This is a genomic window from Paracidovorax oryzae ATCC 19882 (genome assembly GCF_000687165.1).
Taxonomy (GTDB): domain Bacteria; phylum Pseudomonadota; class Gammaproteobacteria; order Burkholderiales; family Burkholderiaceae_C; genus Paracidovorax; species Paracidovorax oryzae.
In genome coordinates this window covers 72,855-98,347 of the sequence record NZ_JMKU01000009.1, presented here as the reverse complement: position 1 = coordinate 98,347, position 25,493 = coordinate 72,855, and the positions used below count along the sequence as shown (strand labels likewise).

The 25,493-nt window shown below is 68.7% G+C and carries 24 protein-coding genes and 1 tRNA gene; 10 read left to right on the top strand and 15 right to left on the bottom strand.

Features of this window, described 5'->3' with window-relative positions; translation table 11 throughout:
* The first annotated feature begins 213 nt into the window (after positions 1–213).
* From pilB to T336_RS0108955, 6 genes are all read left to right on the top strand, one after another.
* The gene (gene pilB / locus T336_RS0108980; RefSeq protein WP_026432290.1) at positions 214–1,950 is read left to right on the top strand and encodes a type IV-A pilus assembly ATPase PilB; all 1,737 of its coding nucleotides are present in this window, start codon (positions 214–216) and stop codon (positions 1,948–1,950) included.
* A 31-nt stretch (positions 1,951–1,981) separates the two neighbouring features.
* Positions 1,982–3,199, top strand: coding sequence for a type II secretion system F family protein (locus T336_RS0108975; RefSeq protein WP_019702173.1), 1,218 nt, complete (start codon positions 1,982–1,984; stop codon positions 3,197–3,199).
* Entirely contained in the window at positions 3,199–4,128 is a 930-nt protein-coding gene (locus T336_RS24940; RefSeq protein ID WP_051647103.1) for a prepilin peptidase, read from the top strand. The genes T336_RS0108975 and T336_RS24940 overlap by 1 nt, the downstream gene beginning before the upstream one ends.
* Entirely contained in the window at positions 4,125–4,751 is a 627-nt protein-coding gene (gene coaE / locus T336_RS0108965; protein ID WP_026432289.1) for a dephospho-CoA kinase, read from the top strand. Before T336_RS24940 ends, coaE begins: the two co-directional genes overlap by 4 nt.
* A 64-nt stretch (positions 4,752–4,815) precedes the next feature.
* Positions 4,816–5,571, top strand: a complete 756-nt coding sequence (gene zapD / locus T336_RS0108960; RefSeq protein ID WP_026432288.1) for a cell division protein ZapD — start codon at positions 4,816–4,818, stop codon at positions 5,569–5,571.
* A 26-nt stretch (positions 5,572–5,597) separates the two neighbouring features.
* The gene (locus T336_RS0108955; protein WP_026432287.1) at positions 5,598–5,855 is read left to right on the top strand and encodes a DNA gyrase inhibitor YacG; all 258 of its coding nucleotides are present in this window, start codon (positions 5,598–5,600) and stop codon (positions 5,853–5,855) included.
* Positions 5,856–5,922: 67 nt separating this feature from the next.
* Here the strand turns inward: T336_RS0108955 and T336_RS0108950 are convergent, their stop codons facing one another.
* The 5 genes from T336_RS0108950 to T336_RS0108930 form a co-directional block, all read right to left on the bottom strand.
* Positions 5,923–6,378, bottom strand: a complete 456-nt coding sequence (locus tag T336_RS0108950) for an NUDIX domain-containing protein (RefSeq protein WP_019702178.1) — start codon at positions 6,376–6,378, stop codon at positions 5,923–5,925.
* A complete protein-coding gene (locus T336_RS0108945; protein ID WP_026432286.1) occupies positions 6,371–7,243 on the bottom strand; it encodes an ATP-binding protein in 873 nt (290 codons plus the stop codon). Before T336_RS0108945 ends, T336_RS0108950 begins: the two co-directional genes overlap by 8 nt.
* A 14-nt stretch (positions 7,244–7,257) precedes the next feature.
* Positions 7,258–8,487, bottom strand: a complete 1,230-nt coding sequence (argJ, locus tag T336_RS0108940) for a bifunctional glutamate N-acetyltransferase/amino-acid acetyltransferase ArgJ (RefSeq protein WP_026432285.1) — start codon at positions 8,485–8,487, stop codon at positions 7,258–7,260.
* Positions 8,488–8,586: 99 nt separating this feature from the next.
* Positions 8,587–11,355, bottom strand: a complete 2,769-nt coding sequence (secA, locus tag T336_RS0108935; protein WP_026432284.1) for a preprotein translocase subunit SecA — start codon at positions 11,353–11,355, stop codon at positions 8,587–8,589.
* A 133-nt stretch (positions 11,356–11,488) separates the two neighbouring features.
* Positions 11,489–12,475, bottom strand: a complete 987-nt coding sequence (locus T336_RS0108930; protein ID WP_026432283.1) for a M23 family metallopeptidase — start codon at positions 12,473–12,475, stop codon at positions 11,489–11,491.
* A 6-nt stretch (positions 12,476–12,481) separates the two neighbouring features.
* On the opposite strand from T336_RS0108930, the gene T336_RS0108925 reads away from it, so the two are divergent.
* Complete coding sequence (locus T336_RS0108925; protein WP_026432282.1) at positions 12,482–12,781, top strand: hypothetical protein; 300 nt, start codon at positions 12,482–12,484, stop codon at positions 12,779–12,781.
* Positions 12,782–12,831: 50 nt separating this feature from the next.
* On the opposite strand, the gene T336_RS0108920 is transcribed toward T336_RS0108925, so the two are convergent.
* The 6 genes from T336_RS0108920 to petA form a co-directional block, all read right to left on the bottom strand.
* Positions 12,832–12,907: transfer RNA gene (locus T336_RS0108920), tRNA-Thr, on the bottom strand.
* Positions 12,908–12,978: 71 nt separating this feature from the next.
* Positions 12,979–13,512 (bottom strand): ClpXP protease specificity-enhancing factor, encoded by a 534-nt coding sequence (locus tag T336_RS0108915; protein WP_026432281.1) that lies wholly within the window; start codon positions 13,510–13,512, stop codon positions 12,979–12,981.
* A 68-nt stretch (positions 13,513–13,580) separates the two neighbouring features.
* Complete coding sequence (locus tag T336_RS0108910) at positions 13,581–14,192, bottom strand: glutathione S-transferase N-terminal domain-containing protein (RefSeq protein WP_011796735.1); 612 nt, start codon at positions 14,190–14,192, stop codon at positions 13,581–13,583.
* A 106-nt stretch (positions 14,193–14,298) separates the two neighbouring features.
* Positions 14,299–15,054, bottom strand: a complete 756-nt coding sequence (locus tag T336_RS0108905; RefSeq protein ID WP_026432280.1) for a cytochrome c1 — start codon at positions 15,052–15,054, stop codon at positions 14,299–14,301.
* Between the two features lie 20 nt (positions 15,055–15,074).
* On the bottom strand, positions 15,075–16,493 hold the full coding sequence (locus T336_RS0108900; protein ID WP_019702184.1) for a cytochrome b: 1,419 nt from the start codon (positions 16,491–16,493) through the stop codon (positions 15,075–15,077).
* A gap of 11 nt (positions 16,494–16,504) precedes the next feature.
* The gene (petA, locus tag T336_RS0108895; protein WP_026432279.1) at positions 16,505–17,104 is read right to left on the bottom strand and encodes a ubiquinol-cytochrome c reductase iron-sulfur subunit; all 600 of its coding nucleotides are present in this window, start codon (positions 17,102–17,104) and stop codon (positions 16,505–16,507) included.
* A 135-nt stretch (positions 17,105–17,239) separates the two neighbouring features.
* Between petA and mscL the strand changes: the two genes are divergently transcribed.
* Positions 17,240–17,671 (top strand): large conductance mechanosensitive channel protein MscL, encoded by a 432-nt coding sequence (gene mscL, locus T336_RS0108890; RefSeq protein ID WP_019702185.1) that lies wholly within the window; start codon positions 17,240–17,242, stop codon positions 17,669–17,671.
* Here mscL and pdxA read toward each other — a convergent pair.
* Genes pdxA through T336_RS0108875 form a run of 3 tightly spaced genes read right to left on the bottom strand, consistent with a single transcriptional unit; the run spans position 17,661 to position 20,727 of the window.
* Entirely contained in the window at positions 17,661–18,740 is a 1,080-nt protein-coding gene (gene pdxA, locus T336_RS0108885) for a 4-hydroxythreonine-4-phosphate dehydrogenase PdxA (protein ID WP_026432278.1), read from the bottom strand. The genes mscL and pdxA overlap by 11 nt on opposite strands.
* Before the next feature lie 45 nt (positions 18,741–18,785).
* The gene (gene lolD / locus T336_RS0108880) at positions 18,786–19,481 is read right to left on the bottom strand and encodes a lipoprotein-releasing ABC transporter ATP-binding protein LolD (protein WP_035225559.1); all 696 of its coding nucleotides are present in this window, start codon (positions 19,479–19,481) and stop codon (positions 18,786–18,788) included.
* Positions 19,474–20,727: a lipoprotein-releasing ABC transporter permease subunit gene (locus T336_RS0108875; protein WP_026432276.1), complete on the bottom strand. Its 1,254-nt coding sequence runs from the start codon at positions 20,725–20,727 to the stop codon at positions 19,474–19,476. Before T336_RS0108875 ends, lolD begins: the two co-directional genes overlap by 8 nt.
* Before the next feature lie 84 nt (positions 20,728–20,811).
* On the opposite strand from T336_RS0108875, the gene T336_RS0108870 reads away from it, so the two are divergent.
* Entirely contained in the window at positions 20,812–21,768 is a 957-nt protein-coding gene (locus T336_RS0108870; protein ID WP_026432275.1) for a phosphoglycerate mutase, read from the top strand.
* Positions 21,765–23,480 carry a single-stranded-DNA-specific exonuclease RecJ gene (gene recJ, locus T336_RS0108865; protein ID WP_026432274.1) on the top strand — a complete coding sequence of 572 codons (1,716 nt, stop codon included), beginning with the start codon at positions 21,765–21,767 and terminating at the stop codon, positions 23,478–23,480. The genes T336_RS0108870 and recJ overlap by 4 nt, the downstream gene beginning before the upstream one ends.
* Before the next feature lie 9 nt (positions 23,481–23,489).
* On the opposite strand, the gene T336_RS0108860 is transcribed toward recJ, so the two are convergent.
* Positions 23,490–25,346, bottom strand: a complete 1,857-nt coding sequence (locus T336_RS0108860; protein WP_026432273.1) for a methyl-accepting chemotaxis protein — start codon at positions 25,344–25,346, stop codon at positions 23,490–23,492.
* Between the last annotated feature and the right edge of the window lie 147 nt (positions 25,347–25,493).

Genomic DNA, 25,493 nt, shown 5'->3' with positions numbered 1-25,493 from the left:
GCGAAAGCACGACACTCCCGCGGGTGTGCCCCGCCGCCGCCCCCCGGAAGAAGACGGCGCGAAGCACCCGCTGCGGGGTCGTTTCCGTGCATGCCGTACGCAACGGTTGCGCAATAGCCGCAAGCCTCCCATTGCCGGGCACGCCATCCACGGTGCTTTGCGGTTGCGATGATAGGATGGTTCACTTTCCAACCTATCGACTCCTCTGGTTACATGGCTGACGCCGATTACGCCCTCAAGGATGCTTCCAGTATCGCCCTGCCCGGCCTGGGGCGGGCATTGATCTCGGCCGGGCAGCTGAGCCAGAAGGTGGCGGAGGACATCTACCGGAAGTCCCAGGTCAACCGCAGCAGTTTCATCGCGGAGCTGACCGGCTCGGGTTCGGTCTCCCCGATCAACCTGGCGCATACCGTGTCGTCGGTGTTCGGCGCCCCCCTGCTCGACATCGAGGCCATCGATCCGCTGCGCCTGCCGCGCGACGTGCTGGATCCGAAGATCTGCCAGGCGTACCGGGTCATCGTGCTGAGCAAGCGCAACAACCGACTCATCGTCGCGACGGCGGACCCCACCGACCAGGAGGCTGCGGAGAAGATCAAGTTCACCACCCAGATGGGCGTGGACTGGATCATCGCCGAGTACGACAAGCTGGTGCGGCTGGTGGATGCGACCACCAAGTCCACGACCGAGACCATGGAAAGCATGGTGTCGGGGGGCGATTTCGAGTTCGACGACCTGCCGTCGCAGGAGAATACCGAAGCCCAGGACACGGCCGCGACGGAGGTCGAAGACGCCCCCATCGTCAAGTTCCTGCACAAGATGCTGCTGGACGCGTTCAACATGCGCGCGTCCGACCTGCACTTCGAGCCGTACGAGCACCAGTACCGGGTCCGCTTCCGGATTGACGGCGAGCTGCGCGAGATCGCGTCGCCGCCCATCGCGATCAAGGAGAAGCTGGCCTCGCGCATCAAGGTGATCTCCCGCCTGGACATCTCGGAAAAGCGGGTTCCCCAGGATGGCCGCATGAAGCTCAAGGTGGGGCCGGACCGGGTGATCGACTTCCGCGTGAGCACGCTGCCCACGCTGTTCGGCGAGAAGATCGTGATCCGTATCCTCGACCCCAGCAGCGCCAAGCTGGGCATCGATGCGCTCGGCTACGAGCCCGAGGAGAAGGAGCGCCTGCTCCATGCCATCGGCCGGCCCTACGGCATGATCCTGGTGACGGGGCCGACGGGCTCGGGCAAGACGGTGTCGCTCTACACCTGCCTGAACCTGCTGAACAAGCCGGGGGTGAACATCGCGACGGCGGAAGACCCGTCGGAAATCAACCTGCCGGGCGTCAACCAGGTCAACGTGAACGAAAAGGCCGGGCTGACCTTCGCCACGGCGCTCAAGTCGTTCCTGCGGCAGGATCCCGACATCATCATGGTGGGGGAAATCCGCGACCTGGAAACCGCGGACATCTCGATCAAGGCGGCCCAGACGGGCCACCTGGTGCTGTCCACGCTGCACACCAACGATGCCCCCACGACGCTGACGCGGATGCGGAACATGGGCATTGCCCCCTTCAACATCGCGTCGAGCGTGATCCTGATCACGGCGCAGCGCCTGGCCCGCCGGCTGTGCCCCGCCTGCAAGGCGCCCGCGGACATCCCCCACGAGACGCTGCTCGAGGCGGGCTACAAGGAAGAGGACATCGACGGCTCCTGGGTGACCTACCGCCCGGTGGGCTGCTCCGCCTGCAACAACGGCTACAAGGGCCGTGTCGGCATCTACCAGGTCATGCCGGTCTCGGAGGAGATCCAGCGCATCATCCTGCGCGACGGCAGCGCGCTGGAGATCGCGGAGCAGGCGAAGGCCGAGGGAGTGCGGTCGCTGCGCGAATCCGGGCTCCACAAGGCCCGGCTCGGACTGACCTCGCTCGAAGAGGTGCTGGCCGTGACGAACGAATAACAACGCTGCAATCCATCTTCAAGGGGCCCGCATGGCAACCGCTGCATCGAGGGACATCAAGGATTTCGTTTTCGAGTGGGAAGGCAAGGACCGCCACGGCAAGGTCGTGCGCGGCGAGGTCCGGGCCCTGGGCGAGAACCAGGTCCAGGCGACGCTGCGGCGCCAGGGGGTGCTGCCCACCAAGATCAAGAAGCGCCGCATGCGCAGCGGCAAGAAGATCAAGCCGAAGGACATCGCGCTCTTCACGCGGCAGATGGCCACGATGATGAAGGCCGGGGTGCCCCTGCTGCAGGCCTTCGACATCGTGGGACGCGGCAATACCAACGCCTCGGTGACCAAGCTGCTCAACGACATCCGCGCCGACGTGGAAACCGGTACGTCGCTGAATGCGGCCTTCCGCAAGTACCCGATGTATTTCGACAGCCTGTACTGCAACCTGGTGGAAGCCGGGGAGGCGGCGGGTATCCTGGAAGCGCTGCTCGACCGGCTCGCGCTCTACATGGAAAAGACCGAGGCCATCAAGTCAAAGATCCGATCGGCACTGATGTATCCGACGGCCGTGATCATCGTGGCCTTCGTCGTGGTCACCGTCATCATGATCTTCGTGATTCCTGCGTTCAAGGAGGTGTTCACCTCGTTCGGCGCGGACCTGCCGGCACCGACCCTGTTCGTGATGGGCGTCAGCGAGATCTTCGTCAAATGGTGGTGGCTGATCTTCGGCGTGCTGGGCGGCGGTGCCTTCTTCTTCATGCAGGCGTGGCGGCGCAACGAGAAGATGCAGATGTTCATGGACCGGGTGCTGCTGCGCGTTCCGGTCTTCGGCGCCCTGATCGACAAGTCCTGCGTGGCACGCTGGACCCGCACCCTCTCCACGATGTTCGCGGCGGGCGTTCCGCTGGTCGAGGCGCTGGACTCCGTGGGGGGCGCCTCGGGCAACTCGGTGTATGCCATGGCGACCGAAAGGATCCAGCAGGAAGTCTCCACCGGCACCAGCCTGACGGCCGCGATGGGCAACGCGAACGTGTTCCCGTCCATGGTGATCCAGATGTGCGCCATCGGCGAGGAGTCGGGCTCGATCGACCACATGCTGGGCAAGGCGGCCGACTTCTACGAGGAAGAGGTCGATGAAATGGTGGCCGGGCTGTCGAGCCTCATGGAGCCGATCATCATCGTGTTCCTGGGCACGATCATCGGCGGCATCGTGGTGTCGATGTACCTGCCCATCTTCAAGCTGGGACAGGTGGTCTGATGGGGTTCGAACCCTGGCTGCAGGCCGCGCTGTTCGGCCTCGTCGGCCTGCTGATCGGCAGCTTCCTCAACGTCGTCATCCACCGCCTTCCGCGCATGATGGAGGCCGACTGGGCCGCCGAGTGCGAGGAATACCTGCGCTCGCAACCGGGTGCCGCCACGGCCACGGCCGCCGCGGCGAAACCGGAGGCGGAGCCCTTCAACCTGGTGACGCCGCGCTCGCGGTGCCCGGCCTGCGGCCATGCGGTGCGGTGGCACGAGAACATTCCGGTGCTGAGCTACCTCTGGCTGGGCGGCAAATGCTCGGCCTGCAAGACCCGCATCAGCCCGCGCTATCCGGCCGTCGAACTCGCGACCGGCCTGCTGTTCTGGTTCTGCGCGCGGCACTGGGGCGCGACGCCGACGGCGGCGGCCTGGTGCGCCTTCTCCGCCGCGCTGGTCGCGCTGGCCTGCATCGACTGGGATACCACCCTGCTGCCGGACGACATCACGCTGCCGCTGCTGTGGGGCGGGCTGCTGGCCTCGGCCTTCCAGTGGACCTCGGTGCCGCTTTTCGCGTCGGTGGCCGGGGCGGCAGCGGGTTACCTCTCGCTCTGGACGGTGTACTGGGCATACAAGCTGATCAGGAACAAGGAGGGCATGGGCTTCGGCGATTTCAAGCTGTTCGCGGCGCTGGGCGCCTGGTTCGGCTGGCAGGCCCTGGTGCCGATCATCCTGATGTCGTCGGTCATCGGGGCGCTGATCGGTGTCGGCATGAAATTCACCCGGGGCCTGAGGGAAGGGGGCTACATTCCCTTCGGGCCGTTCCTCGCCGGAGCCGGGCTCGCTGCCATGCTGTTCGGCCCCGACCGCATACTGAACACTATCCTGTCGGTCGTGGAAAGTCTCCTGGGGGCATTGTTCAGTGCCATGAGGGCCATGGGCCTGTGACGAGTACGTCCCCCCGCACCACCCCGCTGCGGCTGGGCCTGACGGGCGGCATCGGCAGCGGCAAGACCACGGTCGGCCAGTGGCTGCAGGAGTTCGGGGCCGCGCTGGTGGATGCGGACCGGATCGCCCGTTCGGCGACGGCTGCCGGCGGCCTCGCCATTCCCGCCATCCGCAGTGCCTTCGGCGACGGCATGATCGATGCCGGCGGCGCCATGGACCGGGCCCGCATGCGGGAGCTGGCCTTCCAGGATGCCGGGGCGCGGCAGCGGCTGGAGGCGATCGTCCATCCGCTGGTGGCCCAGGCCATCCATGCGGAGGCCGGGCAGGCCGTGGCGCGCGGCGCCAGGGTCGTGGTGTTCGACATCCCCCTGCTGGCCGAATCGCCGCGCTGGCCGCCGCAGCTCGACCGCATCCTGGTGGTGGACTGTTCCGAGGCGACCCAGGTGGCGCGCGTGCAGGCCCGCAGCGGGCTGGCACCGGACACCGTGCGGGCCATCATCGCATCGCAGGCGCCGCGGGCCGCACGCCGCGCCGTCGCGGACATGGTGCTCCACAACGACCGAATACCTTTGGATACCCTGCGGGCGGAGGTCCGGCGAATCGCCGATGGCTTCGGGCTATGATGCGGGCGATATGGGACGCGCGATGCTGGCGGCGCCCGCCGTGCGCCCCCAGGAACCCTGCAGCGTGATTCTTTACGAATACCCCTTCAACGAACGCCTCAGAACCTACCTGCGGCTGGAACAGCTCTTCCGGCGCCTGGGCGAGCTGATTCCCCGCCCGCATCCGCTGGACCACCATTTTGCGCTCGTGACCCTGTTCGAGATCATGGACGTGGCGGCCCGGGCCGACCTGAAGTCCGATGTGCTCAAGGACCTGGAAAAGCAGCGCCACCAGCTCGACGGCTACCGGGGCAACCCCTCGATCTCCGAGGCAGTGCTCGACGGCGTCGTCGCCCAGCTCGATCACTGCTTCTCGGCCCTGAACGCGCAGACCGGCAAGGCCGGCCAGGCCCTGACCGAGAACGAATGGCTGATGAGCATCCGCAGCCGCGTGGGCATCCCCGGCGGCACCTGCGGCTTCGACCTTCCCGCGTATTACGCCTGGCAGCACCATTCTCCCGAGAAGCGCCAGCATGATCTCGAGGGCTGGGCGAACCACCTCGCGCCGCTGGCGGAATCGCTCTACGTGCTGCTCAAGCTGCTGCGCGATTCGGGCATGCCGCAGAAGGTGGCGGCCGACCACGGACAGTTCCAGCAGACCCTGCCCCAGGGGCGCACGTTCCAGCTGCTGCGGCTGCGGATCGACCCGGCCTGGAACATGGTGCCGGAGATCAGCGGCAACCGGCTCATCGTGTCCGTGCGGCTCATGCGGCAGGATGCCGACGGCAAGCTGCAGCCGGTGCAGGAAGACGCGGCCTTCGAGCTCACGCTCTGCGCGTGACCGGCAGCCTGCACGAGGGTTTGACCATGACTTCGCGCGACGACAACGATTCCCGCCGGGCAGACGCGCCGGCCCCGGCTTCCCGCCAGCTCTGGGTGGACTGCCCCACCTGCGGGGGCAGGAGCCTGTATGCGCCCGAGAACCGGTCCCGGCCGTTCTGCAGCGAGCGCTGCCGGCAGATCGACCTGGGCGCCTGGGCGGCAGAGGATTTCCGCATGGCGGCCGATGCCCCGCCCGACGAGGACGCCTTCGGCGACCACCAGCAGCGTCCGCCGGAACACTGAAGGCCACCCCGCCCTGCCCCTGCCGGTGCGACCGGGACAGCACTGCGCGCGCAGCGGCGTGGCCCGGCTATGCCTTGGGCAGCAGGTCCGGATCGAACGGCAGGCCGCGCTCCTGCGCCAGCCACTGCAGCACCGGGTAGGCGCCGGGCAGCACCGGCGACACGTCCAGCGGCCAGTGCTGCCAGGCCATGGACTGGCCTTCGCGCATCTCGAACTCGCCCGTCCATGCATGCACCTTGCACCAGTGCAGGCGCACCAGCGCATGGGGATAGTCGTGCTCGGTGACTTTCCAGACGGATGCCGGGCCGATGGTGACGCCCAGTTCCTCAATGAGTTCGCGGCGCAGGGCCTGCTCGACGGTTTCGCCGGCCTCCAGCTTGCCGCCGGGGAACTCCCAGTAGCCCGCATAGGGCTTGCCGGCCGGCCGCGTGGACAGCAGCATGGCGCCATCGGGACGGAACAGGATGCCGACCGCCACCTCGGTGTGGGCGCGCTGGGCGCCGGATGCGGCGGACTCAGCCATCGGCGCGCCCCGCGAAGTCCCGCGCGAACTGGTAGGCCACCCGGCCGCTGCGCGAGCCGCGCTCCAGCGCCCAGACCAGCGCGGCGGGGCGCGCCGCCTCGATGGCCGCAGCCGGCACGCCGAGCGCGGACAGCCACTGCGCGACGATGGCGAGGTATTCGTCCTGGTTGAAGGGGTAGAAGCTCACCCAGAGGCCGAAACGCTCGGACAGGGAGATTTTTTCTTCCACCACTTCGCCCGGATGCACCTCGCCGTCCGCGGTATGCGTGTAACTGAGGTTTTCCTTCATGTATTCCGGCAACAGGTGCCGGCGGTTGCTGGTCGCATAGACCAGCACGTTGGGCGCCGAGGCGGCCACGGAGCCGTCCAGGATGGACTTCAGGGCCTTGTAGCCGGACTCGCCCTCCTCGAAGCTCAGGTCATCGCAGTAGATGATGAATTTCTCGGGGCGGCCGGCCACCACCTCGACGATGTCGGGCAAGTCGATCAGGTCGGACTTGTCCACCTCGATGAGCCGCAGCCCCTGCCCGCAATAGGTCTGCAGGCAGGCCTTGATGAGGGAGGACTTCCCGGTGCCGCGCGCGCCCGTGAGCAGCACGTTGTTGGCCGGACGCCCTTCGACGAACTGCCGGGTGTTGCGCTCGATCTTTTCCTTCTGCGCGTCGATTTCCTTCAGGTCTTCGAGCGCGATGCCCGCGACATGGCGCACGGGCTCCAGCGCGCCGTGCCCGCCGCCGCGGCGGCGGTAGCGCCAGGCCACGGAGGCGTTCCAGTCGGGTGCGGAAAGCGGCCGGGGCAGCACCGACTCGATGCGGTCGATGAGCTGCTCGGCGCGCTGCAGGAGGTGGTCGAAGCGATCGTTCATGGGATGAACAAGGATCAGGAGCGGTAGTCGGCGTTGATGGTCACGTAGTCGTGGCTCAGGTCGCAGGTCCAGACGGTGTCGGAGGCATCGCCGCGGCCCAGCCCCACGCGCACCGTGATCTCGCTCTGCTTCATCACGCGCTGGCCGTCCTCTTCGCGGTACTGGGGATGGCGGCCGCCCTGCACGGCCACGTGCACGTCGTCCAGGTGGAGGTCGATGCGGGTCTGGTCCAGATCGTCGATGCCGGCGTAGCCGACGGCGGCGAGGATGCGGCCCAGGTTCGGGTCGCTGGCAAAGAAGGCGGTCTTCACTAGCGGGGAATGGGCGATGGCATAGGCGACCTTGCGGCACTCCTCGGCGGTGCGCCCGCCGTCCACGCGGATGGCGATGAACTTGGTGGCACCCTCGCCGTCGCGCACGATGGCCTGGGCCAGCTTCTGGGCGACTTCGCGCAGCGCGGCGCGCAGGGCCTCGCCCTCGGCGCTGTCCAGCGATGCGATGGCCGGGTTGCCCGCCCGGTGCGTGGCCATCAGCACGAACGAGTCGTTGGTGGAGGTGTCGCCGTCGATGGTGATGCGGTTGAACGACGCCTCGGCCAGTTCGCGCACCAGCGGCTGCACCAGTTCGGGGGCGATGCAGGCATCGGTGGCGAGGAAGCCCAGCATGGTGGCCATGTTGGGGCGGATCATGCCCGCGCCCTTGGAGATGCCGGTCACCGTGACGGTGGCGCCGCCGATCCGCACCTGCGTGCTGAAGGCCTTGGGCAGCGTGTCGGTGGTCATGATGCCTTCGGCGGCGCGCGCCCAGTGCGCGGGCTGCGCATCGGCGATCGCGGCGGGCAGGCCCGCGACGATGCGGTCCACGGGCAGCGGCTCCATGATGACGCCGGTCGAGAACGGCAGCACCTGGGCGGCCTGCACGCCCAGCTGGCCGGCGAGCGCCTCGCAGGTGGCACGCGCACGCGCCAGGCCGTCGGCGCCCGTGCCGGCATTGGCATTGCCGGTGTTGACCACGATGGCGCGCACCGAGCCGCCCTGCGCGAGGTGCTCGCGGCAGACCTGGACCGGCGCGGCGCAGAAGCGGTTCTGCGTGAAGACACCGGCCACGGTGGCGCCCTCGTCCAGCAGGAACACGGTCACGTCCTTGCGTCCCGCCTTGCGGACGCCGGCTTCGGTGACGCCGATGCGGACGCCGGCGACCGGGTGCAGGTCGGCGGCAACGGGAGCGGAAAGGTTCACGGGCATGCGGAATTCCTTGGAAAGCAGCAAAAGGGGCGAAGGGGGATGTGGCAGGGGCCGCCTGTGGCGGCCCCTGCGGCGAGAGCGAAAAGGGTCAGCGCGGCATCATGCCAGCTTGCCGTGGCACTGCTTGTACTTCTTGCCGCTGCCGCACGGGCAGGGGTCGTTGCGGCCGATGCGCACGCCTTCAGGCAGGTTCAGGCCGTCGCCGCCGGCCACGGCCGAGCGCGGATCGGGCAGGGTCTCGGGCTCGCCGGTTTCGGTGGGCGCCGTATAGGTCACGTTGGCGATCTGCTCGGCACGGCTTTCCAGCGCCTCGGCGGCCTCGTCGAGCTCCGAGGGCGACTGCACCTGCACGGTCAGCAGGATCCGCGTGACCTCGTTCTTGACCTGGTCGATCAGCTGGCGGAACAGCTCGAACGCTTCGCGCTTGTATTCCTGCTTGGGCTGCTTCTGCGCATAGCCGCGCAGGTGGATGCCCTGGCGCAGGTAGTCGAGCGCGGAAAGGTGGTCGCGCCAGTTGGAGTCGAAGCTCTGCAGCAGCACGGCCCGCTGGAACTGGTGGAAGTTTTCCGCGCCCACCATGTCCACCTTGGCCTGGAACGCGGCATTGCCCGCGGCGAGGACCTTTTCGAGGATCTCTTCGTCGGTGATCGCCTGGGCGCTCTCGACCTCCTGCCGCAGGGGCAGACGGATCTGCCATTCGTCGGCGAGGACCTTCTCCAGGCCGGCGAGGTCCCACTGCTCTTCCACGGATTCCTCGGGCACGTACTGGCGCACGATGTCGGTCAGGCAGGACTCGCGCATGCCGGCGATCACGCCGGACAATTCGGCCGCGTCGAGGATCTCGTTGCGCTGCTGGTAGATGACCTTGCGCTGGTCGTTGGCCACGTCGTCGTATTCGAGCAGCTGCTTGCGGACGTCGAAGTTGCGGGCCTCGACCTTGCGCTGCGCGGATTCGATGCTGCGCGTGACGATGCCGGCCTCGATGGCCTCGCCGTCGGGCATCTTGAGGCGCTCCATGATGGCCCGCACGCGGTCGCCCGCGAAGATGCGCATGAGCGAGTCGTCCAGGCTCAGGTAGAAGCGCGAGGAACCGGGATCGCCCTGGCGGCCGGAGCGGCCGCGCAGCTGGTTGTCGATGCGGCGGGACTCGTGGCGTTCGGTGGCGATGATGCGCAGGCCGCCCAGCGCCTTGACCTTCTCGTTGTCGGCGGCCCACTGCTCGCGCAGCGCGGCGATGCGGGCCTGCTTCGCCGCCTCGTCCAGGGACTCGTCCTCCTCGATGGCCGCCACTTCCTTCTCGATGTTGCCGCCCAGCACGATGTCGGTGCCGCGGCCGGCCATGTTGGTGGCGATGGTGATCATGCCGGCGCGGCCGGCCTGGGCCACGATGTCGGCCTCGCGGGCGTGCTGCTTGGCGTTGAGCACCTGGTGGGGCAGGCCGGCCTTGTTCAGCAGGTCGTCGATGATCTCCGAGTTCTCGATGGATGTGGTGCCCACCAGCACGGGCTGGCCGCGCTCATGGCACTCGCGGATGTCCTGGATGGCGGCATCGTACTTCTCGCGCGTGGTCTTGTACACCCGGTCGAGCTGGTCGTCGCGCTTGCTGGGGCGGTTGGGCGGGATCACCACGGTCTCGAGGCCGTAGATCTCCTGGAACTCGTAGGCCTCGGTGTCGGCCGTGCCGGTCATGCCCGAGAGCTTGTTGTAGAGGCGGAAGTAGTTCTGGAAGGTGATGGAGGCCAGGGTCTGGTTCTCGGCCTGGATCTCCACGCCTTCCTTGGCTTCCACGGCCTGGTGCAGGCCCTCGCTCCAGCGGCGGCCGGACATGAGGCGGCCCGTGAACTCGTCCACGATGACGATCTCGCCGTTCTGCACGACGTAGTGCTGGTCGCGGTGGTAGAGGTGGTTGGCCCGCAGCGCCGCATACAGGTGGTGCATGAGCGTGATGTTGGACGGGTCGTAGAGCGACGCGCCCTCGGGGATCAGGCCCTGCGCGGCGAGCACGCGCTCGGCCGTCTCGTGGCCCTGCTCGGTGAGGAAGACCTGGTGGGACTTCTCGTCGATGGTGAAGTCGCCCGGCTTGGTCACGCCCTCGCCCGTGCGCGGATCGGCCTCGCCCTCCTGGCGCACCAGCAGCGGCACGACCTTGTTCATGGCGATGTACATCGCCGTGTGGTCTTCCGCCTGGCCGCTGATGATCAGCGGGGTGCGCGCCTCGTCGATGAGGATGGAGTCCACCTCGTCCACGATGGCGAAGTTGAGGGCGCGCTGCACGCGGTCGTGCGCCTCGTACACCATGTTGTCGCGCAGGTAGTCGAAGCCGTATTCGTTGTTCGTGCCGTAGGTGATGTCGGCGGCGTAGGCGGCCTGCTTCTCCTCGCGCGGCATCTGGGGCAGGTTGATGCCCACGGCGAGGCCGAGGAAGTTGTAGAGGCGGCCCATCCAGCGGGCATCGCGGCTGGCGAGGTAGTCGTTCACGGTCACCACGTGCACGCCCTTGCCGCTGAGCGCGTTCAAATACACCGGCAGCGTCGCGGTCAGGGTCTTGCCCTCGCCGGTGCGCATTTCGGAGATCTTGCCGTGGTGCAGCGCCATGCCGCCCAGCAGCTGCACGTCGAAGTGGCGCATCTTCATCACGCGCTTGGAGGCCTCGCGCACGACGGCGAAGGCTTCGGGCAGGAGGTCGTCCAGGGATTCGCCCTGGGCGACACGCCCCTGGAACTCCCCCGTCTTGGCGCGCAGGGCATCGTCGCTCAGCTTCTCGTACTCCGGCTCCATCGCGTTGATGCGGGCCACCGTCTTGCGGTATTGCTTGAGGAGCCGGTCATTGCGGCTGCCGAATAGTTTGGTGAGGAAGTTGGAGGCCATGCGAACAGGACCGCGGCCCGCTTGCGCGGGGAGCGCGACCCGAATCCCTAGTGATGAAGTGGGTTCAGATGGGGGACGCTACCACTGCTTGCAAGTTCTGCAACCAGGGGCAGCGATTCCGGAGCGGGGGATTTTACCTGCGAGGCGCGGCGGCCTTCGCCGCCACCTGCGTGCCGGGTGCGGCACCGGCCGCGCCGGCATGCAGGAATTTCTGCGGGTCCTGCGGCACACCCTGCACCAGCACCTCGAAATGCAGGTGCGGGCCGGTGGAGCGGCCGGTGGTGCCGACCTCGGCGATCTTCTGGCCGCGGCGCACGAGGTCGCCGCGCTTGACGAAGGTGCGGGAGGCATGGGCGTAGCGGGTGACCAGTTGGTTGCCGTGGTCGATCTCCACCATGTTGCCGTAGGCCGGATGGAATTCCTGCGCCACGACCACGCCGCCGGCCGCGGCCAGGATGGGCGTGCCGGTGTCCGCCTGGAAATCCAGCCCCGTGTGCAGGGCCGACTGGCCGGTGAAGGGATCGATGCGCCAGCCGAAGGCCGAGCCGGCGGTCTTGCCGAGCACGGGCTCCTGCGTGGGCACCATGTTCTTGCGGATGTGCTGGTCGAACAGGCGGGACTCGACCACGGTGAGCAGGTCCACCCGGCGGTCGGTGAGTTCGGCGAGCGCGTCGAGCGTGTGCTGCAGTTCGTCCATCTCCATCGGCCGGCTGGAGACCAGCGCCCCGCCCTGCCCCGGCGGGCGGGAGAATTCCGCGGGCGACATGCCCGCCAGGCCGGAGACGCGTTCGCCGAGGGATTCCAGCTGCAGCATGCGCGCCTGCATCTCGCCGACCTTGCGGGCCATGGCGTCGAGGTTGGCCCGCATGAAGCGGTCGCGCTCGGCGGATTCATCGCGCGTGGCCAGCCGCACCAGGGTGCCGACCACCGGCCAGCCCTCCCGGGCGCCCTGGAGGAACACCCAGTGGTAGAACAGCGCCGCCATGAGCATCACCGCCACCGACAGCAGTAGCCCGAAGGCGGCCAGGCGCAGGCCCGAGAGGTGGATGGCGCGGCTGCGCGCCAGCCAGGCGTCCGTGATAATCAACTGCACTTCGTTTCTCCGCGCCGCGCGGCGCATTGCCCCATGAACCGCCGTCATCACGCCGTCACGCTGCTGCAGGCCACCGAGGATTCCCCGACGCTGGCACGGCTCGCGAGCCTGACGCGCGACTCGAGCGAGCGGCTGCGGGCCGTCGAGTTGCTGATTCCCGCCACCCTGCGGCCGGCCATCCAGGCAGGACCGATCGAGGGCGCCACCTGGTGCCTGCTGGTCCGCAACAATGCGGCGGCGGCGAAGGTGCGGCAACTGCTGCCTGCACTGCAGGCGCATCTGCGCAGCCGGGGGTGGGAGGTTAACGCCATTCGCCTGAAAATCCAAACCTGAAGACCCGGCATGCGGACGGCCAGGGGCTGGAAGGCGAACGGCGGGAAAGATGGTGCCGATTGTCGGGATCGAACTGACGACCTACCGCTTACAAGGCGGTTGCTCTACCAACTGAGCTAAATCGGCGAAACGCGCATTCTAGCGCGCATGCCGCTCCCGGGCGGGAACGGCGGCATGCCGGCCGGAGCCGGCCCGGATCACTTCACCCGCTTGAGCGACGGGCGGCCGCCGCCGGCAGGGGCCGGGCCGCGTGGCGGCTCGTCCGCCGGGCCCGCGCCGCCGTCGGTGGGCACCAGCTGCACCACCCGGTCTTCGTCGGTGGACGGTTCCGGCACGGTGCCTTCCGGTGCAGCGCCTGCATCCAGCAGCCCCGTGGACAGGCCGCCGGCCGCGCCGGGTGCCAGCATGTCCACCGGCGGCGGGAAGGCCATGCCCTGCCCGTTCTCGCGCGCATAGATCGCGATCACCCGGCCCACGGGGACCATGATGTCGCGCGGCTTGCCGCCGAAGCGGGCCTTGAACTCGATGAAATCGTTGCCCAGCTGCAGGGCGCTCGTGGCGTCGTAGCTGATGTTGAGCACGATCTCGCCGTCCTTCACGTACTCGCGGGGCACCTGGACGGAATCGTCCACGCGCACCGCGATGTAGGGCGTGAAGCCGTTGTCGGTACACCACTCGTACAGGGCCCGTATCAGGTAGGGGCGCGTGGAAGTGGAGTCCTGGGCATTCATCATGTCGGGATCTGGCAAAAAGGCTTTTTGGGAAGCGGAATGCGGCGCGCGGGTGCGGCCGCGCCGCATTACTTGCGCATGACCTTCTCGGAAGGCGTGAGCGCCTCGATGTAGGCGGGGCGCGAGAAGATGCGCTCGGCGTACTTCAGCAGCGGGGCGGCGTTCTTGGACAGCTCGATGCCGTAGTAGTCGAGGCGCCAGAGCAGCGGGGCGATCGCCACGTCGAGCATGGAGAAGTTCTCGCCCAGCATGTACTTGTTCTTGAGGAACACCGGGGCGAGCTGCGTGAGGCGGTCGCGGATGTGCGAGCGGGCCTTTTCCAGCGCCTTCTCGTTGCCCTTGGTGGCGCGCGACTCGAGCACGTTCACGTGGACGAACAGCTCCTTCTCGAAGTTGAGCAGGAACAGGCGCACGCGGGCGCGGTCCACCGGGTCGCCGGGCATCAGCTGGGGATGCGGGAAGCGCTCGTCGATGTACTCGTTGATGATGTTCGACTCGTACAGGATGAGGTCGCGCTCGACCAGGATGGGCACCTGGCCATAGGGGTTCATCACGCTGATGTCTTCGGGCTTGTTGTACAGGTCCACATCGCGGATCTCGAAATCCATGCCTTTTTCGAACAGCACGAAGCGGCAGCGATGGGAGAAGGGACAGGTCGTACCCGAATAAAGCACCATCATGGTGGGAAGCTCCTAAAAATCAAAAAGAGTGGGCGCTCGCGCGTCCACTCCGGAAAGCGAAATGCGCCGCACGAAGGCGGCGCGATGCTGCAGGCGGCGGCCGAGCTTACTTGACGTCCTTCCAGAACGCCGCGTTGAGCCGCCAGGCGATCACCGTGAAGACGCCGAGGAAGATCAGCACCCACACCCCGACGCGAACCCGCGTATTTTGCGCCGGCTCGCCCATCCACTGCAGGTAGTTGACGAGATCACCCACGGCCTCGTCGTACTGGAGGGGCGACATGGTACCCGGAGTCAGCTGCTCCCACCCCTTGAAGACCTGGGTTTTGTGTCCGTGGCTCTCGTGTTCCTCGAAGACCGGGCGGCGATCGCCCTGCAGCTGCCACAGCGCGTGGGGCATGCCGACGCTGGGGAAAGCGAGGTTGTTCCAGCCCGTGGCCTTGGTGTCGTCGCGGTAGAACGTGCGCAGGAAAGTGTAGAGGTAGTCCGCCCCGGTGCCGTTGTGGCCGGCGCGCGAGCGGGCGATCACGGTGAGGTCGGGCGGGTTGGCGCCGAACCAGTCCTTGGCCTGCCGCGGGTCGATGGTGGCCTTCATGGTCTCGCCCACCTTGTCGGTGGTGAAGAGCAGGTTGTCCTTGATCTGCTGGTCGGTCAGGCCGATGTCCTTCAGGCGGTTGTAGCGCATGAAGGCGGCCGAGTGGCAGCTCAGGCAGTAGTTGACGAAGATCTTGGCGCCGTTCTGCAGCGAGGCCGTGTCGTTCGTGCGCACCGGGGCCTTGTCCCAGGCGATGCCGCCTTCCGCGGCGTGCGCGCCCAGGACGAACCCGAGCGAGGCGATCAGCGTGAGGATGATTTTTTTCATGGTCGTCGTTCCGGCCCGCGTCAGTGCGCGGCGAAGGTCACGCGGTCGGGCACCGGCTTGGGCTCGCCCAGGCGGCTCCACCACGGCATGAGCAGGAAGAAGCCGAAGTAGAACAGCGTTCCCACCTGCGAGACACGCTCGCCGATCGGGGACGGCGGCTGCACGCCCAGGTAGGCCAGCACCACGAAGTTGACCACGAAGATGCCGTAGAGGTACTTGTGCCAGCCGGGGCGGTAGCGGATGGAGCGGGCCGGGCTGTGGTCGAGCCAGGGCAGGAAGAAGAGGATGATGACGGCGCCGCCCATCACCACCACGCCCCAGAACTTGGCGTCGATGGACAGCATGAGCGCGACGGCGGCCACGGCCACGACCGCGATGGCGGCCTTGACGAAGCCGGGCAGCCGCCCCTTGACCACGCCGAAGCCCGCCGCCAGCACGACGCAGGCGATGAGGGCGTACATCATCTCGCTGGTGATGGCGCGCAGCATCGAGTAGAACGGCGTGAAGTACCAGACGGGGGCGATGTGCGCGGGGGTCTTGAGCGGATCGGCCGGGATGAAGTTGTTGTACTCCAGGAAGTAGCCGCCGAACTCGGGGGCGAAGAACACCACCGCCGAGAAGATGAACAGGAACACGCTCACGCCGAAGATGTCGTGCACGGTGTAGTACGGGTGGAACGGGATGCCGTCCAGCGGATGGCCGTGCTCGTCCTTCGGGGCGTTCGGGCCCTTGATCTCGATGCCGTCGGGGTTGTTGGAGCCCACGTCGTGCAGCGCCAGCAGGTGGGCGACCACCAGGCCCAGCAGCACGAGCGGCACGGCGATCACGTGGAAGCTGAAGAAGCGGTTGAGCGTGGCGTCGCCCACGACGTAGTCGCCGCGGATCAGCAGGGCCAGGTCGGGGCCGACGAAGGGAATGGCCGCGAACAGGTTCACGATCACCTGGGCGCCCCAGTAGGACATCTGGCCCCAGGGCAGCAGGTAGCCCATGAAGGCCTCGGCCATGAGCGCGAGGAAGATCGCGCAGCCGAAGATCCAGACCAGTTCGCGCGGCTTGCGGTAGGAGCCGTAGAGCAGGCCGCGGAACATGTGCAGGTACACCACGACGAAGAACGCCGAAGCGCCCGTGGAGTGCATGTAGCGGATCAGCCAGCCCCAGGGCACGTCGCGCATGATGTACTCGACGGACTCGAACGCCTTGGCGGCGTCGGGCTTGTAGTGCATCACCAGGAAGATGCCGGTGACGATCTGGATCACCAGCACCAGCAGCGCGAGCGAGCCGAAGATGTACCAGAAGTTGAAGTTCTTCGGAGCGTAGTACTCCGACATGTGCACGCGGTAGGCGTCGAAGGCCGTGGGGAAGCGGTTCTCGAGCCAGTTCGTGACCTTGGCGCCCGTGGAGGCGTTGGGGGAGATGTCCTTGAATTCGCGGTAAGCCATGTGCGTCTCCCTCAGGCCTTCTTGTCTTCACCGATCAGGAGCCTGGTCTCCGACAGGTACATGTGCGGAGGCACCTCGAGGTTGTCCGGCGCGGGCTTGTTCTTGAAGACGCGGCCGGCCATGTCGAACGTGGAGCCGTGGCAGGGGCAGAGGAAGCCGCCCTTCCAGTCGTCGGGCAGCGAGGGCTGTGCGCCGGGCGTGAACTTGTCGCTCGGCGAGCAGCCGAGGTGCGTGCAGATGCCCACGGCCACGAGGATCTCGGGCTTGATGGAGCGGTTCTCGTTGCGCGCGTATTCGGGAGTGAGCTCCGAGGGCTTGCGCTCGGACTTGGGATCGGCGAGCTGGGGATCGAGCCCCGGCAGCGCGGCCAGCTGCTCGGGCGAGCGCTTGATGATCCAGACCGGCTTGCCGCGCCACTCCACGGTCATCTTCTCGCCGGTCTTGAGGCCGGCGATGTCCACCTCCACCGCGGCCCCGGCGGCCTTGGCTTTCTCGGAGGGCTGGAAAGTGCTCACGAACGGCACGGCCGTCGCCACGCCGCCCACCGCACCAGCACAGCCCGACGCTATGAGCCACGTCCGCTTGCTGGAGTCGATTGGGGTTTCACTCATGGGGGTCCTCAATAGGTCGTCGCTGGGGGAGCAATCACAAATTGTAGCGGCGCAAGTAAGGTTAATTCCAGGGGTTATCACCCCTCCGGCTCGGCAATACTGCAAGGGTTTTCAGCTATATCAAGGAGAAGCGAAATGGGTATTGCAAAGGAGTTCCGTGAGTTCGCGGTGAAGGGAAATGTGATAGATCTCGCCGTGGGCGTGATCATCGGGGGCGCCTTCGGGAAGATCGTGGACTCGCTGGTGAACGATGTCATCATGCCCATCGTCGGGCTGGTATTCGGGAAGCTGGATTTCTCGAATCTCTTTCTCGTGCTCGGCAGCGTGCCGCCCGGCACCCCGGCCACGCTGGACGCCCTGCGCAAGGCGGGCGTGCCGGTGCTCGCCTACGGCAGTTTCATTACCGTCGCGGTGAATTTCCTGATTCTCGCGTTCATCATTTTCATGATGGTCAAGCAAATCAACCGGCTCAAGCGCGAGGCGCCGCCCGCGCCGCCGGCCGCCCCGACCCCGCCGCCGGAAGACGTCCTGCTGCTGCGCGAGATCCGCGACAGCCTCAGGCGCTGAACGGGGCGGCGTCCGCCGGGGCCGCCAGCCGCCGCGCCATGCGCACGGCCTCGACGAGGCTCGAGGCGTCGGCGATGCCCTGCCCCGCGATGTCGAAGGCCGTGCCGTGGTCCGGGCTGGTGCGCACCAGGGGCAGCCCGAGCGTGACATTCACGCCCTTGTCCACGCCCAGGTACTTGACGGGAATCAGGCCCTGGTCGTGGTACATGGCCAGGACCACGTCGAATTCGCCCGCGCGCTGCGGCGTGCTGCGCGCGCGCATGAAGACCGTGTCGGGCGCGAAGGGGCCGTGCGCGTCGATGCCGCGCTCGCGCGCCACGGCCACGGCCGGGGCGATCGCCTCGATCTCCTCGCGGCCGAACAGCCCGCCCTCGCCCGCGTGCGGGTTGAGCCCCGCGACGCCGATGCGCGGGTCGCGCCCCAGGCTGCGCCGCAGGGCGGCGTGCGTGATCTCCAGCGTGCGCAGCACGTTGCCCTGCGTGACCGCCGCGATGGCGTCGCGCAGGGACACATGGATGCTGACCAGCACGGTGCGCAATTCGTCGCTGGCGAGCATCATGCGCACGGGCATGTCGGCGATGGGCACACCGGCATGGTGCGCCGCCTCGGCCTGCAGCAGTTCGGTGTGGCCGGGAAAGTGCACGCCGGCGGCGGAGAGGGCCTCCTTGTGCAGCGGTGCGGTGACGAGGCCCGCGACCTCGCCGCGCAGCGCGGCGCGCGCGGCCCAGACCACGCAATCGGCCGCCGCCTGCCCGGCCTGCGCATGCACGGCCCCGAACGGTACCGGCCCCGGCAGGCCCGGCAAGGGCAGCAGGGGCAGGCAGCGGGCCGGCGCGGACAGCGCCTCCGCGGGCGACTCCAGCACCGCCAGCGGCAGGGACGGCTCACCCGGCCGGGCGATGCAGCGTGCGGCGCGGCGCAGGGTCTCCACCTCGCCGACGACGAAGCAGCCCCGCATCGCAGCGGGCGTGTCGCGGAAGGCCCTGGCGACGATCTCCGGGCCGATGCCCGCCGGATCGCCCTGGGTGATCGCCAGCAGGGGGCATCCCTCTGCTGCAGCGCGGTCCATGTCCATCCTCCTTCGCGGGGTGCGGGAAACTGCCTGCCGGCCGCGTCAGTCCACCGCCAGCGCGCCGGACACCAGCCGCACGACGCGGTCGCAGCGCGCGGCCAGGGCCTCGTCGTGAGTGACCATCACGAAGGCCGTGCCCTGCTCGCGGGCGAGCTGCAGCATGAGCTGGAACACGCCGTCGGCGGTGGCGCGGTCGAGGTTGCCGGTGGGCTCGTCGGCCAGCACGCAGGCAGGGCGTGTCACCAGCGCGCGCGCGATGGCGACGCGCTGGCGCTCGCCGCCGGACAGCTCCGCCGGCCGGTGGTGCACGCGGCCGGCCAGGCCCACCGCGGCGAGCATGGCATCGGCCCGCTCCAGGCAGGCGGCATAGGGCTCGCGGCGGATGCGCAGCGGCATGGCGACGTTGTCGCGCGCGCTGAACTCGGGCAGCAGGTGGTGGAACTGGTAGATGAAGCCCAGGTGGGTATTGCGCAGGCGCCCCTGCTCCTGGGGCGAGAGCGTGTCGAAGGCCGCGCCCTGCAGCTGCACGCTGCCGGAGGTGGGCGCGTCCAGCCCGCCGAGCAGGTGCAGCAGCGTGCTCTTGCCCGAGCCCGAGGCGCCCACGATGGCCAGGGTTTCGCCCACGTGCACGGACAGGTCCACGCCCTTGAGCACGGTGACGTCGAGCCGGCCTTCGGTGAAGCGCTTGGTGAGGCCGCGGGCCTGCAGCACCAGCGGGGAATGGCTCTGACTACTCATAACGAAGCGCCTCCGCGGGATTCACGCGGCTGGCGCGCCAGCTCGGGTACAGGGTGGCCGCGAAGGCCAGCACCAGGGAGATGACCGCGATGGGGGTGATGTCGCTGCTCTGGGGGTCGCTGGGCATCTTGCTGATCAGGTAGATGTCTTTGGGCAGGAAGCTGGCGTGCAGCGCATGCTCGATGGCCGGCACGATGACGTCGATGTTGAAGGCCACGAGCAGGCCGAGCGCCAGCCCGCAGGCCGTGCCGATCACGCCCACGAGCGCGCCCTGCACCACGAACACGGCCATGATGCTGCGCGGGCTCGCGCCCAGGGTGCGCAGGATGGCGATGTCGGCACGCTTGTCGGTCACGGTCATGACCAGGGTGGAGACCAGGTTGAAGGCCGCCACCGCCACGATGAGCGTGAGGATGATGAACATCATGCGCTTTTCGAGCTGGACGGCGGCGAACCAGGTGCGGTTCTGCTGCGTCCAGTCGCGGATCAGCAGGTCACCGGAGAGGGTGCGGGCGAGTTCCTGCGTCACCTCCGGCGCCTGGTGCAGATCGCGCAGCTTCAGGCGGATGCCGGTGGGGCCTTCCAGGCGGAAGATGCGCTCGGCGTCGGCATGGTGCATGAGCACCAGGGCGGAGTCGTATTCGTAGTGGCCGGATTCGAAGAGGCCCGAGACCGTCATCTGCTTGAGGCGCGGCACCACGCCGGCCGGCGTGACCTGCCCGCCCGGCGCGATGAGGGTGACGGGATCGCCCACGCGCACGCCGAGCGCCCGCGCCAGCTCCACGCCCAGCACCACATGGAAGCTGCCCGGCGTCAGCGTCTGCACGGCATCGGCGTTCTTTGCCGCCAGATCGGTCACCTCGCCTTCGCGGGCCGGGTCGATGCCGCGCACCAGGGCGCCCTTCATGTCCTCGCCCCGGGCGATGAGCGCCTGCGAGCCGACGAAGGGCGCGGCGCCGACCACCTCGGGGTTCTTGCGGGCCTCGGCCATGGTGAGCGCGGGATCGGGCAGCGCGGCGCCCTGGGGCGCGAAGATCTCGACGTGGGAGACCACGCTGAGCATGCGGTCGCGCACTTCCTTCTGGAAGCCGTTCATCACGCTGAGCACGATGATGAGGGCGGCGACGCCGAGGGCGATGCCCAGCATCGATACGCCGGAGATGAACGAGATGAAGCCGTTGCGCCGCGTGGCGCGTCCGGCCCGGGTGTAGCGCCAGCCCAGGGCCAGTTCGTAGGGAAGTTGCATGGTGGGGAAAAAGCGGCCCCGCGCCGCGACGGGATTGGCGGCAGCGGGACGGCGCCGATTGTGGCATCCCGGACAATACCCGCCATGTCGGAGATCCACCATTTGCTCATTCCCCTGGCGGCCAGCACGGCGCCGGGGTGCCGGCAGGCCCTGCAGGGCCTCGGCCTGCCCCACCTGGACCGGCTGCTCGCGCGCCTGTCGCCCGCCGGCACGGATGCCGGCGAGGAATCCGACTTCACCCCGCCGCACGAGCGCGCGCTGGCGCGCCACCTGGGCCTGCCGGCCAGCCGCGCCGGCACCACGCCCTGGGCGGCCTGGGAGCGCCATGCGGCGCAGCCGGGCCCGGCCGACGGGTCGGCCTGGGCCTGGGTGACGCCCTGCCAGTGGCAGGTGGGGGCCGACCAGGTCATGCTGGCGGACCCGGCCTCGCTGGGCCTGGACGAAGCCGCATCGCGCGAGCTGATGGGCATCCTCGCGCCCTGGTTCGCGGAGGACGGCATCGAGCTGGCCTACCACGCGCCCACGCGCTGGCTGGCGCGCTCCGCGCTGTTCGACGGGCTGGCCACGGCCTCGCTGGACCGGGTGGTGCAGCGCGACGTGCGCGCCTGGATGCCCGATGCGGCCCGGGCGCGGCTGCTGCACCGCCTGCACAGCGAGATGCAGATGCTGCTCTACACCCATCCCTTCAACGATGCGCGCGCCGGGCGCGGGCAGGCGCCGGTGAACGCCTTCTGGGTGCACGGCGCGGGCCGCCTGCCCGACCCGGCGCCGGCCGCCGCTGCGCCGGCCGAGGTGCCCCAGGCCCTGCGCGATGCCGCGTTGCACGAGGACTGGCGCGCCTGGGCCGAGGGCTGGAAGGCGCTGGACGCCGGGCCGGTCGCCCGGCTGGCGGACCATGTGGAGCGCGGCGGCGCCGCGCGCCTGACGCTGTGCGGCGAGCGCAGCGCCATGGCCTGGGAGACGGCGCCCACGGGCCTGCTGGAGCGCCTGCGGCGCAGGCTGCGGCCGGTGCGCTTCCAGGCCGTGCAGGAGCAGCTATGAAGATCGTGGCCCGGGACATCCCGCCCCGCGCCGTGTGGGCGCTGGAGCAGGCGGGCGTGCATCCGCTGCTCGCGCGGCTGTACGCGGCACGCGGCGTGACCGCGCACGACGAGCTGGACGACGCGCTGGCGCGGCTGCTGCCGCCGCCCGGTTTGCGGGGCACGCGCGAGGCCGCGGCGCTGCTGGCCGACGCGATCGCGCAGGACCGGCGCATCGTCGTGGTGGCCGACTACGACTGCGACGGGGCCACGGCCTGCGCCGTGGCGGTGCGCGGCCTGCGGCTGCTGGGCGCGCGCGAGGTGGACTACCTGGTGCCCGACCGCATCGCCGACGGCTACGGCCTGAGCCCGGCCATCGCGCGCCGCGTGCACGAGCGCGGGGCCGACCTGCTGGTCACGGTGGACAACGGCATCGCCAGCGTGGAGGGCGTGGCCGAGGCCAGGGCGCTGGGCCTGTCGGTGCTGGTCACCGACCACCACCTGCCCGGCCCGGAACTGCCCCAGGCCGATGCCATCGTGAACCCCAACCAGCCGGGCTGCACCTTCGAGAGCAAGTCCATCGCCGGCGTGGGCGTGATGTTCTACGTGCTGATGGCGCTGCGCGCGGAGCTGCGCGAACGCGGCGTGTTCGACAAGGCCGGCCAGCCGAAGCTGGAGCCGCTGCTGCCGCTGGTCGCGCTGGGCACGGTGGCCGACGTGGTGCGGCTGGACGCGAACAACCGGCGCCTGGTGGCGCAGGGGCTCAAGCGCATCCGCGCGGGCCACATGCCGGCGGGCATCGCGGCGCTGTTCGACGCGGCGGGCCGCAAGGCGGCGGTGGCGACGACCTTCGATTTCGGCTTCGCGCTGGGCCCGCGCATCAACGCGGCCGGGCGGCTCGCGGACATGACGCTGGGCATCGAATGCCTGCTGACCGACGACCCGGGCCGGGCCGCGGAACTGGCGCGCACGCTCGACGCCATCAACCGCGAGCGGCGCGAGATCGAGGGCGGCATGCGCGAGCAGGCGCTGCTGATGGCCGAGAGCCTGTTCGGCGAGAACGACGAGCCGCCGGCCGCGGTGAGCGTGTGGGACCCGGACTTCCACGAGGGCGTGGTCGGCATCGTGGCATCCCGCATCAAGGACCGGCTGCACCGGCCGACCTTCGTGTTCGCCACCAGCAGTGCGCCGGGCAAGGAGGACGAGATCAAGGGCTCGGGCCGCTCCATTCCCGGCTTCCACCTGCGCGATGCGCTGGACCTGGTGGCCAAGCGCCATCCGGGCGTGATCCTGAAGTTCGGCGGCCATGCGATGGCGGCTGGATGCACCGTGGCGAAGGACCGGTTCCCGGTGTTCGAGCGCGCGTTCGCCCAGGTGGCCCAGGAGTGGCTGGATGCCGCCACGCTCATGCGCCGGCTCGACACCGACGGACCGCTCTCGCCGGAATACTGCCGCGCCGAACTCGTGGACACGCTGCACCGCGAGGTCTGGGGTCAGGGCTTCGCGCCGCCCACCTTCAGCGAGGAGGTGGAGATCGTCAGCCAGCGCCTCGTGGGCGAAGGCAAGAACCACCTGTCGCTCAAGCTGCTGCACCAGGGCCGCCCGGTGGACGGCATCTGGTTCGGCCACACGGAGCCGCTGCCGGCGCGCGTGCTGCTGGCGTTCCGGCTCGACGTGAACGAGTGGAAGGGCGAGCGGCGGGTGCAGTTCCTGGTGGAGGGTGCGCAGACCTGAGCCGGGCGCTCAGAAGGTTTCCCAGTCGCTGTCCGCCGTGGAGGCGGCCCGGGCGGATGCCCGCGGGGCTGCAGCGGGTGGCGCGGCAGCCGCGCGCGGCGCTGGCGCCGGGCTGGAGACTGCGGCTGCGGCTGCGGGTGAGGCGGAACGCGCCTGCGCGGCCCCGGAATGGACCGGACGCGGCGCGGCCGCAGGCGCCAGCGCCGGGCGCGGGGCCCGAGCCACGGCCGTGCCGGAGCCGCCCGTGGCAGGGCGTGCCGCCGGTACCGGTACCGGTGCCGGTACCGGTGCCGGGACCACGGGCCGCGCCGGTGCGGCGGCCATGGCCCCCACGTTGAACACGGCCACCACCTCCGCCAGCCGGCGTGCCTGGTCGCGCATGGCGCCGGCGGCGGCGCTGGATTCTTCCACCAGCGCGGCGTTCTGCTGGGTCATCTGGTCCAGCTGGGTGATGGCCTGGTTGATCTGGGCGATGCCGTCGCGCTGCTCGGAGGAAGAGGCCGTGATCTCGCCGATGAGATCGGACACGCGCTGCACGCCGCTGACGATCTCGCCCATGGCATCGCCCGCCTGCGCGACCTGGTGCGAGCCGGACTCCACGTTCTGCACCGAGGCATGGATCAAGGCCTTTATTTCCTTGGCGGCTTCGGCCGAGCGGCCGGCCAGGCTGCGCACCTCGCTGGCCACCACGGCGAAGCCGCGGCCCTGCTCTCCCGCGCGGGCGGCTTCGACGGCCGCGTTCAGCGCCAGGATGTTGGTCTGGAAGGCGATGCCGTCGATCACCGAGATGATGTCGCTGATCTTGCGTGAGCTGTCGGTGATCTGCTGCATGCTGGCGACCACGCCGCCCACCACGTCGCCGCCCCGGCGGGCTGCCGTCGCCGCGGAAGCCGCCAACTGGTTGGCCTGGCGCGCCGTCTCGGAAGACTGGGAAACGGTGGCCGTCAACTCCTCCATGCTGGCCGCGGTCTCCTCGATGCTGGCGGCGGCATTCTCGGTGCGGGCGGACAGGTCCTGGTTGCCGCTGGCGATTTCACCCGAAGCAGCGGACACCGATTCCACCCCCGACCGCACCTCCGAGACCAGGCTGCGCAGCCGCGCGGACATGGCCGACAGGGAACGCAGCAACTGTCCCAGTTCATCCCTGCGCTCGTCCTGCACCTCTGCCGTCAGGTCTCCCCGGGCGATCGCTTCGGCCACGCCCACGGCACGCGCCAGGGGTGCGGTGACGGAGCGCACGACGAGATTGGCCAGGACCATGCCCAGCAGCAGCACCAGCGCGCTGGCGCCCGCCGCGAACCAGAGGGCGCGGTCGCGGTCCCGCCATCCTTGCGCTATCGCCGCTTGCCGCTGGGATTCCTGCAGCTGGATGAAGGTATCCTGCGCCGCGATATACCGGGCCACCGTGCCCATCAAGGCCTCTTCCACCATCTTGCGCCGGGCCTCGATGTCCGGCGTGCCCTGCAATCGCGCGGTGACCTTCAATGCCTCGGCGCGCGCCACCGCGATCCGCTCGAGCTGGGCCTTGTCCTCCGGCGTGTCCGCCGCATCCGTGATCTCCTTTTGCAATGCGCCGATGGAAGTCAGCATGGACTTGACGCGATCGTTCAGACGGGTGGCCAGCGCCGGATCTGCCACCAGGCTGCCCAGTTCCAGCCGCTCCACCGTCAATTGGGTCATGCCCTTCCAGCGCTCCGCCAGGGCGACGCGCTTTCCGATGGCCTGCAGGTTTTCGGTCGTTCTCTCCTCGACACGGGTCACATAGGCCAATACGCCCACCAGGAGCGCCAGCATGCTGCCCAGGAGCCCCAGCACGATGAACCACAGCTTGCGCTTCACCGTGAAATTCGGGAAAAAAGACGCCATACATCATCCTTCGAAAGGTAAAACCGGACAGGGGCCGCGCCAGTCGCGGCAAGGCCGCTCAGTGCAAATGCCAGTTGATGCATTTTTTTACACTTTCTTGATGAAAATCAAATGGGGGTTACGCTGATTGGGTACATCCGCGTGCCT